Source organism: Iodobacter arcticus (assembly GCF_042664895.1).
Lineage (GTDB): Bacteria > Pseudomonadota > Gammaproteobacteria > Burkholderiales > Chitinibacteraceae > Iodobacter > Iodobacter arcticus.
In genome coordinates this window covers 12,623-26,785 of sequence record NZ_JBHTBQ010000011.1, presented here as the reverse complement: position 1 = coordinate 26,785, position 14,163 = coordinate 12,623, and the positions used below count along the sequence as shown (strand labels likewise).

Here is a 14,163-nt window from a genome sequence, read left to right as displayed (position 1 = left end):
GTTGCCCGTCTTGATGATCAGGTGAAAATAAGCCGTTTGAAGAGCAGATTCTGCCTGCGCGGCTGTTTGTTTTACCAGCCAATGCCGACTATGAAATCAGTGTCGACAGTGCATAGCAGTTATAAAAAAAGATTCGCTCAGGGAGAGCAATATTAATGCGTAGGCCATGGCTACAGCAGCTTCTTATTGCTTCGGTATATAGCCTGTCTAGTTTGCTTAGCTGGAAGTTATCATCGGGACAACACTTATTTAATGTACACACAGGGGTCGGTGTGGCGGCTTTATTACTCTGTGGCCCCCGTACCTTACTGACCCTTGCATCTGTTTCTTGGTTGCTGCCCGTTTTGCAATCTTACCCTTTTTGGGGAGTGGTACAGCTCTCTTTACTTGATGTACTTCAGCCCTTACTGGTCGTTTCTTTATTGCCACGGTTTGCGTTGGATGGTGAGCTAAGGGTGAAAGATAGCTTACGTTTGATCCTAGCAGGGCCCTTGGTTGGGGCTTTTGTTGGCGCAAGCTGTGGTGTGCTCATCCAAAGTGCTTTCTTTCCTGTCCCTTCAAGGGCGCTATTTTTCGACTGGGTTTCCTGGTGGCTGGGCGATGCCTTATTTATCCTGATTGTTGTTCCCCTGTGCTTGGGCTTATTGCATCAGCGCACCATGATCTGGCCTGCCCGCTTGCCAGAAATGCTGCTGATTGTGGCGATTGCAGGTTTGGGTGCCATTTTGCTTACTCAGTTTAATGGCTATCAGGAGCTGATGTTTTTGCTATTCCCCCTGATGATTTGGTCTGCCTTACGCCTAGGCCATGTGGGTAATGGCGTGCTTGGTCTCGTCATCGCTTTATTGGCGGTGTTTTTCCATTCTGGCACGGTTTGGTCAGGCGGACTTTTATCGAGCTTATTGCTGCTGCTTTCAGTGGTGGTGACGGGGGTGGTGCTGGCCGCTTCAAATCAGGAAGAATTTCTTGCCGCCAAAAGTACGCGTCTTGCAGCTCAGGTGTTTGGTAACGCCAGCGAGGGAATTTTAATTACCGATGCCGATGCCCGCATTGTGGCGGTGAACCCTGCTTTTAGCCGTATTACCGGCTTTGATTCTACAGAGGTCATTGGTCGTGTTTCGAGGATGTTTAATTATCGTGGCTATGGGCGGGCCGTGAATGGAGCCATGCTTGCCGAGCTGAATACCTATGGGCATTGGCAGGGAGAGATGGAAGACAGGCGTAAAAATGGTGAAATCTACCCGGCGTGGTTATCTATAAGCTCGGTGCGTGATGAGCAAGGCAAGATGAGCAATTATGTGGGTGTTTTTTCTGATTACACCCATAGAAAAGAAGCAGAGCAAAGGTTGTTTTATCTAGCTAATCATGATCCGCTCACTGGCTTATATAACAGGATTGCGCTGCAAGATCAGCTCAATAGCGCGGTACAAAAAGCCAAAGATAGCCAATTTGCTGTGCTGTTTATTGATTTGGATCGTTTTAAAACCATCAACGACACCTTAGGTCATGAAGTGGGCGATGCCTTGCTGATTATTGTGGCAGAGCGCTTACAAAATAGTTTGGGTGTTAAAGATGTATTGGCGCGTATTGGCGGCGATGAGTTCACTGTTCTGCTTGAAAACGCAGTATGCCTTGAGCAAGTGGGGCAAGTGGCCGAAGGGCTGCGCCAAGCATTAATCCAGCCCTGCCTGATTAATGGCCAAGAGTTGTTTGTAAGTTGCTCTATTGGGGTGAGTGTTTACCCTTGTGATGGTAAAACACCGGCATCGCTGCTTAAAAACGCAGATGTTGCGATGTACCGTGCCAAAGAAACGGGCAAAAACAATGTGCAATTTTTTGCCGCCAATATGAATGAAATGGCGTTTGAACACCTGATGATGGAAAATGGCCTGCGTCATGCTTTAGAGCGTAAGCAGTTTTGCCTGCATTATCAGCCTAAAATTGATTTAGTCAGTGGTCGCTTAAGTGGCTTAGAAAGCTTAATCCGCTGGAATCACCCCAGCTTAGGCTTAGTTCCCCCTGTGAGCTTTATTCCATTGGCTGAAGAAAATGGTTTGATTGTAGCCATTGGCGAGTGGGTTTTGTTTGAAGCATGTAGGCAAATGAGGGCTTGGCTTGATGCTGGCTTTGATATTCCCCATGTAGCGGTTAATTTATCGCCCCGGCAGTTTCAAAAAGCGAATCTGGTTCAACAGGTGCAAGCTGCGTTGGCTAAAACGGGGATTTCTGCCGCGCGGCTAGAGCTGGAAATTACCGAAAGCATGATTATGCAAGATCCGCAGCGCGCCGTGCAGACGCTGAACGAGCTTAAAGCCATGGGCGTAATGCTGGCGATTGATGATTTTGGCACGGGTTATTCATCGCTATCTAATCTGAAACACTTCCCCATTGATAGTCTGAAAATTGATCGCTCTTTTGTTGAAGGCTTGCCGGATGATTCGGATAATGCGGCAATTACCGAGGCAATTATTGCCATGGCACGTAAATTACGCCTTTCTGTAGTGGGTGAAGGCGTAGAAACGTCTCAACAAATGGTATTCTTGCGCAAAAGCGGCTGCCATAGTGTGCAGGGGTATTTATATTCCTGTGCATTGTCGGCAGACGATCTCGAGCTTTACTTGGCCCGGCAAGGGCTTGTAACTGCCGATTCCACACAATAAGGCACTTCAAAACGGCTTTTTAATCGGTTTGATCTGTTCTATGAATGAGCGTCGGCGTTTTATTTAGGTACTGAAATATGCAAAAAAAACTTATTCACGGCTTTCATGCCGTTGCTTCACGCATTAAGCGTTTTCCAGATAGCGTACTAGAGCTGTTTTTTAACGGCAGCCGCAGCGATCCACGCGCTAAAGAGCTGCTGAAATTAGCAGAGCAGCAGGGTGTGCACGTGATTATGGTCGATGCCGCACGCTTGGATGGCATGACTGGCCACGCTCGCCACCAAGGTGTAGCCGCTATGATTGACGCGGGCAAATCCTATGTGGTGCTGGAAGACGTGCTGGAAGATTTGAACGAGCCACCGTTCTTGCTGATTCTGGATGGCATCACCGATCCGCATAATCTGGGCGCTTGCCTGCGTGTGGCCGATGCGATGGGTGTGCATGCTGTGATTGCACCTAAAGATAAATCAGTGAGCATTAACGCTACCGTATCTAAAGTGGCTTGCGGCGCTGCTGAAGTCATTCCTTACATTATGGTAACTAACTTGGCGCGTACTTTACGTGACTTAAAAGACCAGAGTGTTTGGATTGTGGGTACAGACGCTGACGCTAAAACCGATTTGCATCACTTTAACCAAACCGGCCCGCTGGCTTGGGTATTGGGTAACGAGGGCGAAGGCATGCGCCGCCTGACACGTGAATCGTGCGATACCTTGGTGTCGATCCCGATGTTTGGTTCTGTAGAAAGCCTGAATGTATCGGTTGCCAGCGGGATTATCCTTGCTGAAAGCCGTCGTCAGCGCGAAATGAATAAGTAATCGTAACGACTCAGGTAGGCGAACAAAACCCAAATCTTGAACCACAGAGAGCACGGAGGACACAGAGTTTCACGGAGAAATCTATGAGGAATGATCTGTTCTTTTCGTGCCTTTTGTACTCTTTACTGGTATTCAGCTTTTAGCGCTCCTGAGTTTTACAAAAAATGATGATGAGTCATTGCGGTTAGCGCGTGGGTAGTTCTGCTCACGCGTTGACTTACTGATTGCATCAGGCTATCAATGCCATTGTATTAATGAATTAGATCTGTAATTTTCCTCGTTTTATCATGGTTTTCTTTGCCTAAAGATCGCCATGCCATCATCTGATCTGCATCCCCTCTCTTTAGAAAAACTCTTGCCTTTTGCGCTTTTGGCCGTTGCCGAAGTGGAAGACCCTCATCGGGTGAAAGCGGCGCTGGCACTCAATGCTTTGCGATTGCGTTTTCCACAATGGACGATATATAGCGAGCAGCTGCTTGAGCATGCGCAGTTTTTTAATACGCCGGCAATGGCGGGGCCCATCACTCCGCAACTTTCTTTCCCTATTAAATATGGCCCGCGTGCGGCTGAGCGTTTTATGATTTCCGCTGTATTCCCTTTAGCTTATCGCGCTGCGCAAGATTGGGTAGAGCAAATTGGTTTAGCCGCGCTGATGATGCATTTTCGCCTGCGTGCATTAAGCGAATCCAGTTATTTGGCACATCGCTTATCGATTTGGCTTTCTTTTGTTGAAGCAGAAAAAGTAATAACAAATCCTTTTCAGCGCGCTTTGTTATTAGAGCGTTTTGTCGAGTTTATTGCCCATGCGTTTTATGGGGTTGCTGAGGATTGCTCAGTGAGCGCGCAGCGATTTGATTTTGCCAGCGCATTAAAGTTATGCGCACGATGCCCAGGGTTTTTTGCGCATCACCTTATTGCGCTGGCTTGGCTTTATAAAGCCAGAATAGGGCTGAATACGGATGAAATACAGCAGGCTTACCAATCTATTGCAAGCACGGTATTTGTTCAGTACGGGGAAACAGATGATCACTTACTGCCCCCCTTGCCTTGGCGAGAATGCTCTGATGCTGACTGGCCTCAGCATCTATTGCAGTTTGCTTTACAGCTGCGCAGTAATATCCATATCGCCACTCTAGCCGAGGCGTTGTCTGTACTTTGGGATGCCAGTGATTTGGCGGGGCGGAGCGAGCTTTTAAATGCGATGGATCGCTTGCTGAACGCACAGAGCGGATAGTCTAGACTGGCTGTGATGGTGGTTTTGTGCGATTGCTGACTTTTTGGCTTGCTCCTATGTAGGCAGTAAGGTGCAGCTCATAAAGCAGTAAATGGCAAGTATTAGGCAGTCAAAAAGGCGGAGCTCTGTATGCACAGAACTCCGCCCTTTTGACTGCCTGGCTTGCCCGGTTTAATGGGGCTGGCGTGGTTTAGTGAATGCCCCCGCTGGCTTGATAATGTTTTTCTAGCTTATTAACGCCTGCAGCCATTAGCAGGGTAAGAATTAAGTAGAGGAAGGAGATCGTAAGGTAAGGCTCCCAGTATCGGGAGTAAGCACCCGCCACAGTTCTGGCAGCGTAAGCCAGCTCAGCAAGACCAATAGCGGATACCAGCGAGCTGTCTTTGAGCAGCATAATGGCTTCGTTGCCTAGTGGTGGCAGCATGCGGCGGAAGGCTTGCGGGATAATCACAAAGCGCATGGTTTGCCAGTAATTCATCCCTAGGGAGCGTGATGCTTCAAACTGGCCTTTGGCAATGGATTGAATACCCGCGCGGAAAATCTCGGTGATATAAGCGCCCGCATTCAGGGTGAGCGCCACAAGGCCTGACATAAATGCGCCGTAATCCTGGCGAAGTGTTGAGGCCAGGTCACCGCTGATCAGCAAGCCATCGGTTGGATGGACCAGCATGGGCATGACGGCAAAGTGGGTGAGCAAAATCTGCACAAATAAAGGCGTGCCACGGAAAAAGGTGACGTAGGCAGATGAAGGCCAGCGGATGAGGAGGAGTACGGGGTATTTCCACAGGCCGTGCTTTACATCGGCAAGGCGTGCCATTCCTGCAAATAAACCGATTAAAGTACCAAATACCACGGCAATTAGGGTGATGCCGATGGTCATCTGCATGCCATCGATAAAGAGTGAGCGATATTCCCAGACAATCTGTAATTGAAAGTTAGAAAGAAGGGGAACGGCGGTTTGCATCTGTTGCCAAAAGGTAATGAAATCCATTGTCATGCCATATTCAGATTGCGGAATAAAAAAGCGCAAGCCAGCAGGTTTGCGCTTATGAAGAGTTAAGCCGATTTTAAATGATTAAGCTTAGTTACCGAAGTATTTCTTGTGGATTTTATCGTAAGTACCATCGGCTTTAATTGCGGCGATGCCTTTGTTTAGTTTTTCTAAGAGCTCTTTATTACCTTTCTTTACAGCAAATCCGTAGAATTCTTTTGCGAAAGTTGCATCATCAATGGTTTTCAAATTAGATGCTTTGTTGTTGGTGATAAAATTGACTACGACGCCATTGTCAGCAACAACGGCATCAACGCCGCCATTTTGCAGCTCTTTAATGGCTAAAGGTGTGGATTCGAAGCGCTTGATATTTGGGCTGGTTTTGCCTAGCAGCTTTTGAACGATTTCATCACCGGTTGTGCCGGTTTGTACACCCACTTTCTTACCTTTCAGTGCTGTAAAGTTGCTGATATTGCTTTTTTTGGCGACAGCAATCAGTTGCTTGGCTTCAAAGTAAGGGTCGGAGAAGTCCATGCTGAGCTTGCGCTCAGGGGTGATGGTTACGGCAGAGGCGACTAAATCGCGATCGCCAGAGCTAAGCGTTGCAAAAATACCTTCCCAAGGGGTGTTGTGCAGCTGAACTTCCATGCCTGCTTTGAGTGCAACAGCTTTAATAACATCCATATCGAAGCCGACGATTTCTTTTTTTTCATTTACGGATTCAAATGGAGCATATGCGGCATCGGTTGCGACTTGATAAACCTTGGCAGCATATACAGGAGAAACAAACAGCGAGGCACTAGCAAGCAATAGAATTATATTTTTTTTGCTGAACATTGTTAAATCTCCGCATTGGGTGGTTTGCCGATTCTTTGCTATGAGGCATCCGGCAAGACAAGACTAAGTGTTGACCTCTGGTTTGAATATCAGGCTAATCCCGCATTTTAAACGCTATTTTTTTGCATTGTGGAAGTCTGAGATGCTTGTGTTTTATTAGCTCAGATATTAATGCGTATTGAGTATTATTTGGGGTGAGTTTTCATTGCCTGCACATCAAAAAACCGGCCATATTGCCGGTTTTTTGTGAGGCGGATGTGTTGTTTTTAGTCCGCAGCAGGGCACGGCTTGGCAAATAACTAGCCGATCATTTCTTCCATGCCGGAGGCAAGTTCTTTGGTCTCTGCAAGGTGGGTACTTAAAGCATCCACATCAAGGGCAAGTGCATCAAGCGAGGATGCTGGCAAGCTATTGGCTAATGCCTGCTCATTTTCGCTTGTGGTTTCATGGTGGGCAATGTGGAGCGCCAGATGCAAAATATGGCTGAGTTTTGAGCTTGGATCTTGCTCGCTGGGCATGTTCTGATATTTAACAGCCATTTGGATTTCTACCGGAAAATTCCAGCGACGGGCAAGCTCTTCCCCCACCATGACATAATCAAAACCAATATTATTGGTTTCTAAGGCCACCCGGTCAGCTGCGCCGTTTTCTACATACTGATCAATTTTTGCGGCAAGCTCAGGCGCCACAATATGAATCAGCATTTCACCAATGCTATGAATCATGCCGGTAGTAAAGGCAATTTCACCATTGTATTTGGCTTGTTTGGATAGCCATTTAGCCAGTGTTGCAACGCGCAGGCTGTGCTTCCAGAAGCGCTTGCGATCAAAGCCTGGTGTAGTGATAAATGCGCCGGTCACACCGGAGGCAACGACTAAGGTGCGTACGGTGTTAAAACCAAGGACAACGACGGCTTCATTCACTGAGGCAATTTGCCTCGATGAGCCAAAGTGCGCAGAATTAGCCAAGCGCAGTACTTTAGCGGTAATGACTTGATCGAGTGCGATTTTCTTGGCAATGGTCTCGATATCAATATCATCTTTACTAAAGCTGTCTATTAGCTCCTGAACCACTTTGGGTATGGTTGGCAGTTTATGCGTTTGTTCAAAGACTTCTTCAAGTTTCATGGTCTCGCTCTCCCGTATTGCGTGCATTTTTATTTGAATGCCGTTTTATCCTAGATCAAGGCCAAGCTATTCGCTAGCGAATCCAAGTCTGCTATTTTAAAAAAAGGCGACACGAGGGTCGCCTTTTTTAATTGCGTTTTAATGAAGCTTACTTTGCTTCACCTGCTACCACTTCGATGACTTCCCATTTACCACCTTTTACTTGGTAAACGGTGATCGGGCCATTTTTAATATCGCCTTTCTCATCAAAGCTAATGACGCCAGTAACGCCTTTGTATTCGATTTTATGTAGCTCAGGCAGGTACTTGGCAGGATCCACCGAGCCTGCTTTCTTCATGGCTTCAATCATGACTTTGGTGGCGTCATAGTTGTAAGGCGCATAGAGATTAACATCTACGCCAAACTTGGTTTTGAATTTTGTTAAAAATTCAGCGCCACCGGGCATGCTTTCTTTTGATTGGCCAGGGCTTGAAGACACCATGCCTTCAGAATCAGCACCCGCTAGCTTAATAAATTCAGGGGTTTGTGTGCCATCGCCGCCCATGATTTTTGCGACAATGCCCAGTTTTTTAGCTTGTTTTTTAAGCGGTGCGGCTTGCGCATCCATACCACCATAAAACACCAGATCAGGCTTTGCACCTTTAATGCTGGTTAAAATGGCATTGAAGTCAGTTTCCTGATTGGTGGTGAATTCACGCTTAACCACTTCAGCACCCGCTGCTTTGGCGGCTTTTTCAAACTCATCCGCCAAGCCTTGGCCATAAGCTGTACGGTCATCAATAATGGCTACTTTTTTGGCGGCTAGTTTTTTAACTGCAAAATCACCCAGTACTTTACCTTGCTGAGCATCATTGCTCATCACGCGGAAAGTAGATTTAAAACCTTGTGCTGTGTAAGCAACGGCAGTTGCTGATGGGGAAATTTGTGGAATTCCCGCGTCAGCATAAATTTTGGATGCGGGAATGGATGTACCAGAATTCATATGGCCAATAATGCCAGCGACTTTCATATCGACAAAGCGTTGGGCCACGGTGGTTGCAGTTTTGGGATCGGCTTGATCGTCTTCAGAAACCAGTTCAAATTTTACTTTTTTACCGCCAATATCCGCGCCGCCTTCAGCATTGACTTCGTCAATGGCCATGCGTGTGCCGTTTTCGTTGTCTTTACCGAAGTGAGCGTTATTGCCGGTAAGCGGGGCTGAGTGAGCGATTTTTACGGTGTCGCCGCTGCTGCTTGCAGCAGGCTGAGCTGTTTCAGCGGCCGCTTGGCTGGCCACATCTTTGGGGGCTTCTTGTTTGCCACAAGCGCCGAGAGTCAGAATGGCAGCCGCGATAAGGCTGTAACGTGCAATAGTCATATCTCTATTCCTTGGTGTGAATTATTGCTTCAGCAGGCCGATGCCTGCCTTATTAGAGGCTATTCACTATTGCAGTCGCAATCGAATTACGGGAAATAGTAGAGAGCTGTATCTAAGGCGCAACACATCCCTCTGGTATGGTATTTTTACCTGCTTTTGTTGTGCAATTTAGATTGTAAGGTCGATTTGCTGCATGCTGCCGCCACTGCCGTCTTCCCTTAAATAAATACCCGATGCACGTATCTGGCCCAGTTGCTCATTATGCTGATTGTTTAGATCAAAATTCGCTTTAGCATGGCCAAGAAAGAGCGCGCCTATGCCTTTGTCGCTGAGGCTAAGCAGTTGCTCATTGTTGCTATCATCTTTGATCCAGAGTTTTAATTGGGCAAAGATACTGTCTCCTGCGTCGATCCAGCTATTTTTGTCTTCATCATATTGTGTTAAATCAGCAAAGCCATTGCCGCTTTGTGTACCAAATAGCTCGCTGCCCTGATTTATTTTGCCATCCCCATTTTTATCCAGAGCAAGAAAGCCGCTGCCAGATTTGAGTAAGCTTACTTTCTGTTGCGAGCCATCGCTTGCGAGATCAAAACTGAATTTTTTGTCTGACAAAAGGGCGGCAGGAGTGGCGTAATTGATCACTAGCGGGTCTTTTTTGGGTTTTTCTAGATTGCCGGAATAAACGCCTGTTTGTGTGGAAAACTGGTAGCTGCGGCTTAAAGACAGCTCAGCCGCAAATTGAATTTCCCGGCCATCAGACGTTTGTATTTTGCCTTTTGCCTGAAACTGAGTGCTTTCTGTTTCTGAATAGTGATTTGCCGATTCAATAGAAAAGCCACCTTGCGTTGACAGCGGAGGGTTTTGCTCGGCTTGCTCGAGTACTGGCTCTGCGGGCGCCTCTTTATCAAAGCCCCAGAATTTGATTTCATAACCCAGAATACTTTCCAGCAAGCTTTTAATCAGTGAAACACGCTGATCAAGCGTACTTAAAGAAAATTGATTGTGTGCCGCTGAGGAAATTTCTACTTCGGTATCGGGTGGAGAAGGGCGGTTGGCGGCTTGCAGATTGATGCGGAATGATTGTGTTTGTTCGGAATGAAAATAACGCTCAGCAACAAGGCTGACCTGGCTGTGTGTGATGCGCATGATGGCGGCTCCAGAGTATCTCTCTCCTATCGACGTTGACACTGGCTTATTTAGAGCAGGCCGAGTTCTGCCATCGAGATGACCTGATGTGCGGCAACAATGCAGTGATCAAGTAAGCGTACATCAATTATTTCTAAGGTATTTCGTAATTGTTGGGTGATGTGGAGATCTGCATCAGAAGGCTGCGGGCTGCCCGATGGGTGATTATGCGCCACGATGACGGCGGCCGCATTCAGGGTTAAAGCGCGCCTTGCTACTTCGCGGGGGTAAATGCGGGTTTCAGAAAGTGAGCCTTTAAATAGTGTTTCGGCGCTGATGAGCTGGTGGGCGGTATTTAGAAACAGGGCGTGGAATTCTTCGTGATCCAAGCCGCGCAACCGTAGTTTTAAAAACGCTTTAACCGATGCGGGTGAGGTAAACGCGTCATTGCTGCGCAGCTCTTCGCTAAGTGCGCGTTTAGACATTTCGAGGATGGCTTGTAGCTGGCAGTACTTGGCCGAGCCCATGCCATGAATCTGGCACAGTGCATTATGCGGCGCATGGAATAGTTTTTCTAAAGAGCCAAAGTAAAGCAGCAGATCACGGGCTAAATCGACTGCGCTTTTACCCTTCACGCCGACGCGTAAAAACAGCGCGAGCAGCTCAGCGTCGCTTAGGCTTTCTGCACCGTGGGCCAGTAGCTTCTCTCTGGGGCGCTCGTCTTCGGGCCAGTCGGTGATTGCCATCAGCAAAGACATCATTCAATAGGATGTTTTGAGTGTAGGCCGTTTGTGGTGCTGGTTTTGCATGCATCCGATGATGGGTGGTACAGGGGCTCGGCGCTTAGCAGGCTTTGCCCCTTGGATTATTGCTTTTAGAACTTGTAGCTGGCTTCTAAACGCACATCACGGCCCGCTTCTGGATGGCCCAATACTTTTTTCAGGCGGCCATGGTAGGCAAAGGTGGCTTGATCGTAGTACTGCTGATCAAAGATATTTTTTACCGACAGACGCACGGTGAGTGTGTCTTTATTAAGCGGCAGCCAGTTTACATATACATCGTTAACGCCATAGCCTGCCTTGGTCAGCGTGGCATTGCTTGATACAGGCTGGTAATCCAAGGCCTCTACAAAGCGCCCTTGCCAGCCCAGCTGTACATCATAGGCAGGCATATCGTAGGCGGCATAGGTGGTCCAGCTGCGGCCATAGCTGGTGCCTAGGCCCTGATTGCCATCATTGAAGGCGCGGCCATTACGATCTGAATCACTTTTGGCGACGGATGCGCCAAGACGCAGGCTGCCGAGTTGGTAACCTGTACTGAGCTCATAACCAGTGATTTCGGCATCGCCTACATTCGTTCTGCAATCCGCGTCAGCGCTGCATTCGGTGACATCAATAAAGTTTTTGATGCGCTGCTTGAATAAATTTCCGCTTAACTTAAAGCCATTGTTAGCGAAGACAAAGCCGACTTCAGTATTGCTGGCTTTTTCTGGCTCGATTTTTGGCGCGTTTTTCCACTCGATCATATCGAGTAAAAAGACTTCATTGAGGCCCGCACCACGCAGTGCCTGAGCATAGCCTGCTTTAAGTAAGAGGCTGTCGCTGACTTGCACGCTTACGCCCGCGCTTGGCGAAAAGCCATCGCTTTTAAAGTTTTGCTGATGATTATCAGTGTAGTTGTAGCGATCGTAACGCAGCCCGCTGCTTAGATTTACCCTGCCAAAGTCGAGCAGGCCTTCAACATAGCCACCCGCTATTTTATTTTCTTCTTTGCCACTGCCGGTATTGCCGTAAGGGTTGCGGATCTGATTGCTTTGTGAGCTTTCTTTACGTAAGTTCAGGCCGTATTTAACGATGTGATCGCCAATGGCGCTTTTTAATCCGATATCCAAGCCTTGGGTGGTGAGCGATTCGCTGCTGTACGCGCCGGTTTTGTCGGTACGATCACCTTCTATTTTTGATTGATAAAGCGTTGATTCAATGCGGGCAACAGGGCCAAAACCGCTGCCATCGTATTTGAATGTGGTGGTATTACGCAGCAGGCTTTGTGGCATGGCTTCATTGGGCAAAACGGGGTGTTTGAAGCCCACCATATTGGCGCGTAAATAGCGGACGCCTTTATCTTCGCTGGCTTGATGATTGATAGACAGGCGTTGATTTTCGGCCAGATTAAGCCCCAGCTTAAATAAGAGATTGCGCTGCTCAGAGCCTGAATTGATTTCTTCTACACCGCTACCGCTTTTGTAATCAGCCAGATCAAGGTGGCTAGCAGATAATAAGGCGTCCACGCTGCCAAAGCGGCCATACACCGTTGCGCCGGTTTTCCAGCCGTCATTACTCATTACACTGCCCGACAAAATAGCCCCTGTGTTCTGGCCTTCCCGTAATAGATCTGCCGCATCAACAGTCAGTACGCGCATCGCGCCGCCTAAAGCGCCAGGGCCAGCGCTGGCCGCTGCCGTGCCTTTTTCTACTTCAACACGCTTAATTAAAGCCGGATCAATAATCAGCGCGCTTTGATGGTGATACAGATGATTATTTTGCGTGGCACCATCCACCGATACATTGAGTAGGGCTTCTTCTACGCCGCGTACGTACATTTTTTGAGTGACCGGGCTGCCACCTCCGCCAATGCTCACCTCAGCATCGTTGCGAAACACATCGTGTAAATCACGTGCCTGGCTTTTTTGCAGCTCAGTTCGGCCAATTACGCCATCTTGGGTGGGCGTTTGCGCTTCAACTTGCACTGCGGGTAGCTGAACAATATTTTCGGCATAAACATTGAAGGCCAATGGCAATAAAGCCACTAAGGCGCGCACAGGAAGCGGGGGTAGGGTCAACATCAAAAGCTCCATCAACATTCTTATCTTTCAGATGAGAATGATTTTCATTAGAATGGTGGCATTCTTACACACGTCGTGCCTGATGTCCTTTGTGTATGGCAATAAAAGCTTTGCGATAACGGCAAATCTCCTCGGCGGGATGTGTTTTTTGTCGCGCGATATAGAGGTCTGAAATGAGTAAGAGCGACATTGATTTTCATCAAGCCGACCTGGCTCGCTTATTTGGCGATGAAGCACAGCACGAAGTGACCCGGCAAGAAGGCCCGCTGCTGCGTGGCCGCTTTGTGGTGGAGGATCTGCGTCCGGGCTTAGCGTTGCATGGCAATGAGATTGAATTTTTGCAGGCGCATCGAAGTGAAGGCCCGCTTAGCCCCGGTCTAAGGCTGATTATGATGCTGGAAGGAAAAGTGGATGCCCGCTTCGGTGCTTTGCCGTTGGAGCTGGGTGCAGATAATCGTTGCCTGCTGGTTTCCAGTGTTGAAGACGAGGTGTTGCAGCGCAGTATTAATCAGCCCGGATATCAGCGTCAGGTTGTGATCGCTTTAGAGCCAAGTTGGTTCGAAGAGGGCGGATTATCTGCTATGGCTGATTTTAAGAGCGTTGCCCAGTTTTGCACGCAGCATTTGGCCCATCGCAAACTGAGTGCCAGCCGCCAAATATTACAGCTGGCCAATGGCCTGTTACAGCCCGCATATCGCACACCTTATTTGCATAAAATATATTGTGAATGCGCTGCGCTGGAGCTGATTCTGGCTGCTTTGGGCGAGCTTAATCAAGCGGTGCCTATCAAGGCTCGTTCGCGCAGCCGTGTGGCGGAGTTAATTGAATTATTACAATCAGATGGCGCTTGTATAATGTCGCTGGAGCAAATGGCTTTGGCGCTGGGCAGCAATGCCACGACCTTGCAAAGAGAATTTAGAGCCGTGCATGGCATGAGTATCTTTGCCTGGCTACGTCGCCACAAATTGCAAGAAGCCCGCCTGACACTGGAAGGCGAAGCGTGCAGCGTGCTGGATGCCGCTCTTCTGGCTGGCTATAGCAACCCTGCTAACTTTGCTACTGCGTTTAAGCGTGAATTTGGCTTTACACCAAGGCAGGCGGTGCGAGGGGGTATTTAGTCTTGCCTGCACCGTTTGGAAAAATCAAAGCCCTGTTAACACAGCGGGGCCGGT

General features: G+C 48.2%; 11 protein-coding genes. 4 read left to right on the top strand and 7 right to left on the bottom strand.

From position 1 onward, the window contains the following. The first annotated feature begins 155 nt into the window (after positions 1-155). From ACFQNF_RS06455 to ACFQNF_RS06445, 3 genes are all read left to right on the top strand, one after another. On the top strand, positions 156-2,660 hold the full coding sequence (locus ACFQNF_RS06455) for a bifunctional diguanylate cyclase/phosphodiesterase (protein ID WP_380187046.1): 2,505 nt from the start codon (positions 156-158) through the stop codon (positions 2,658-2,660). Positions 2,661-2,737: 77 nt separating this feature from the next. After that, positions 2,738-3,478: a 23S rRNA (guanosine(2251)-2'-O)-methyltransferase RlmB gene (gene rlmB, locus ACFQNF_RS06450; RefSeq protein WP_380187044.1), complete on the top strand. Its 741-nt coding sequence runs from the start codon at positions 2,738-2,740 to the stop codon at positions 3,476-3,478. A 313-nt stretch (positions 3,479-3,791) separates the two neighbouring features. Continuing rightward, positions 3,792-4,712, top strand: a complete 921-nt coding sequence (locus ACFQNF_RS06445; protein ID WP_380187042.1) for a hypothetical protein — start codon at positions 3,792-3,794, stop codon at positions 4,710-4,712. A 190-nt stretch (positions 4,713-4,902) separates the two neighbouring features. Here ACFQNF_RS06445 and ACFQNF_RS06440 read toward each other — a convergent pair whose 3' ends face one another. The 7 genes from ACFQNF_RS06440 to ACFQNF_RS06410 all read right to left on the bottom strand — a co-directional run bounded on the left by ACFQNF_RS06440 (position 4,903) and on the right by ACFQNF_RS06410 (position 12,991). Next, positions 4,903-5,703: an amino acid ABC transporter permease gene (locus ACFQNF_RS06440; protein ID WP_082752573.1), complete on the bottom strand. Its 801-nt coding sequence runs from the start codon at positions 5,701-5,703 to the stop codon at positions 4,903-4,905. Positions 5,704-5,793: 90 nt separating this feature from the next. Beyond that, positions 5,794-6,540 carry a basic amino acid ABC transporter substrate-binding protein gene (locus tag ACFQNF_RS06435; protein ID WP_380187040.1) on the bottom strand — a complete coding sequence of 249 codons (747 nt, stop codon included), beginning with the start codon at positions 6,538-6,540 and terminating at the stop codon, positions 5,794-5,796. 299 nt (positions 6,541-6,839) lie between these two features. Beyond that, positions 6,840-7,667: an HDOD domain-containing protein gene (locus ACFQNF_RS06430; RefSeq protein WP_380187039.1), complete on the bottom strand. Its 828-nt coding sequence runs from the start codon at positions 7,665-7,667 to the stop codon at positions 6,840-6,842. 148 nt (positions 7,668-7,815) lie between these two features. After that, positions 7,816-9,024 (bottom strand): branched-chain amino acid ABC transporter substrate-binding protein, encoded by a 1,209-nt coding sequence (locus ACFQNF_RS06425; protein WP_380187037.1) that lies wholly within the window; start codon positions 9,022-9,024, stop codon positions 7,816-7,818. Between the two features lie 168 nt (positions 9,025-9,192). Continuing rightward, positions 9,193-10,170, bottom strand: coding sequence for a hypothetical protein (locus ACFQNF_RS06420; RefSeq protein WP_380187035.1), 978 nt, complete (start codon positions 10,168-10,170; stop codon positions 9,193-9,195). A 50-nt stretch (positions 10,171-10,220) separates the two neighbouring features. Further along, positions 10,221-10,910, bottom strand: a complete 690-nt coding sequence (gene radC / locus ACFQNF_RS06415) for a RadC family protein (RefSeq protein ID WP_380187033.1) — start codon at positions 10,908-10,910, stop codon at positions 10,221-10,223. Positions 10,911-11,023: 113 nt separating this feature from the next. Continuing rightward, the gene (locus tag ACFQNF_RS06410; protein ID WP_380187031.1) at positions 11,024-12,991 is read right to left on the bottom strand and encodes a TonB-dependent receptor domain-containing protein; all 1,968 of its coding nucleotides are present in this window, start codon (positions 12,989-12,991) and stop codon (positions 11,024-11,026) included. 173 nt (positions 12,992-13,164) lie between these two features. Here ACFQNF_RS06410 and ACFQNF_RS06405 point away from each other — a divergent pair, with 173 nt between their 5' ends. Beyond that, positions 13,165-14,109, top strand: coding sequence for a helix-turn-helix transcriptional regulator (locus ACFQNF_RS06405; protein ID WP_380187029.1), 945 nt, complete (start codon positions 13,165-13,167; stop codon positions 14,107-14,109). Positions 14,110-14,163 lie beyond the last annotated feature (54 nt).

Bases quoted from the DNA above. Each gene is read 5' to 3' on its own strand.
- radC (WP_380187033.1), bottom strand. From the start codon at position 10,910: ATGATGTCTTTGCTGATGGCAATCACCGACTGGCCCGAAGACGAGCGC.
- ACFQNF_RS06430 (WP_380187039.1), bottom strand. From the start codon at position 7,667: ATGAAACTTGAAGAAGTCTTTGAACAAACGCATAAACTGCCAACCATA.
- ACFQNF_RS06445 (WP_380187042.1), top strand. From the start codon at position 3,792: ATGCCATCATCTGATCTGCATCCCCTCTCTTTAGAAAAACTCTTGCCT.
- ACFQNF_RS06425 (WP_380187037.1), bottom strand. From the start codon at position 9,024: ATGACTATTGCACGTTACAGCCTTATCGCGGCTGCCATTCTGACTCTC.
- ACFQNF_RS06435 (WP_380187040.1), bottom strand. From the start codon at position 6,540: ATGTTCAGCAAAAAAAATATAATTCTATTGCTTGCTAGTGCCTCGCTG.
- ACFQNF_RS06440 (WP_082752573.1), bottom strand. From the start codon at position 5,703: ATGGATTTCATTACCTTTTGGCAACAGATGCAAACCGCCGTTCCCCTT.
- ACFQNF_RS06455 (WP_380187046.1), top strand. From the start codon at position 156: ATGCGTAGGCCATGGCTACAGCAGCTTCTTATTGCTTCGGTATATAGC.
- ACFQNF_RS06405 (WP_380187029.1), top strand. From the start codon at position 13,165: ATGAGTAAGAGCGACATTGATTTTCATCAAGCCGACCTGGCTCGCTTA.
- ACFQNF_RS06410 (WP_380187031.1), bottom strand. From the start codon at position 12,991: ATGTTGACCCTACCCCCGCTTCCTGTGCGCGCCTTAGTGGCTTTATTG.
- rlmB (WP_380187044.1), top strand. From the start codon at position 2,738: ATGCAAAAAAAACTTATTCACGGCTTTCATGCCGTTGCTTCACGCATT.
- ACFQNF_RS06420 (WP_380187035.1), bottom strand. From the start codon at position 10,170: ATGCGCATCACACACAGCCAGGTCAGCCTTGTTGCTGAGCGTTATTTT.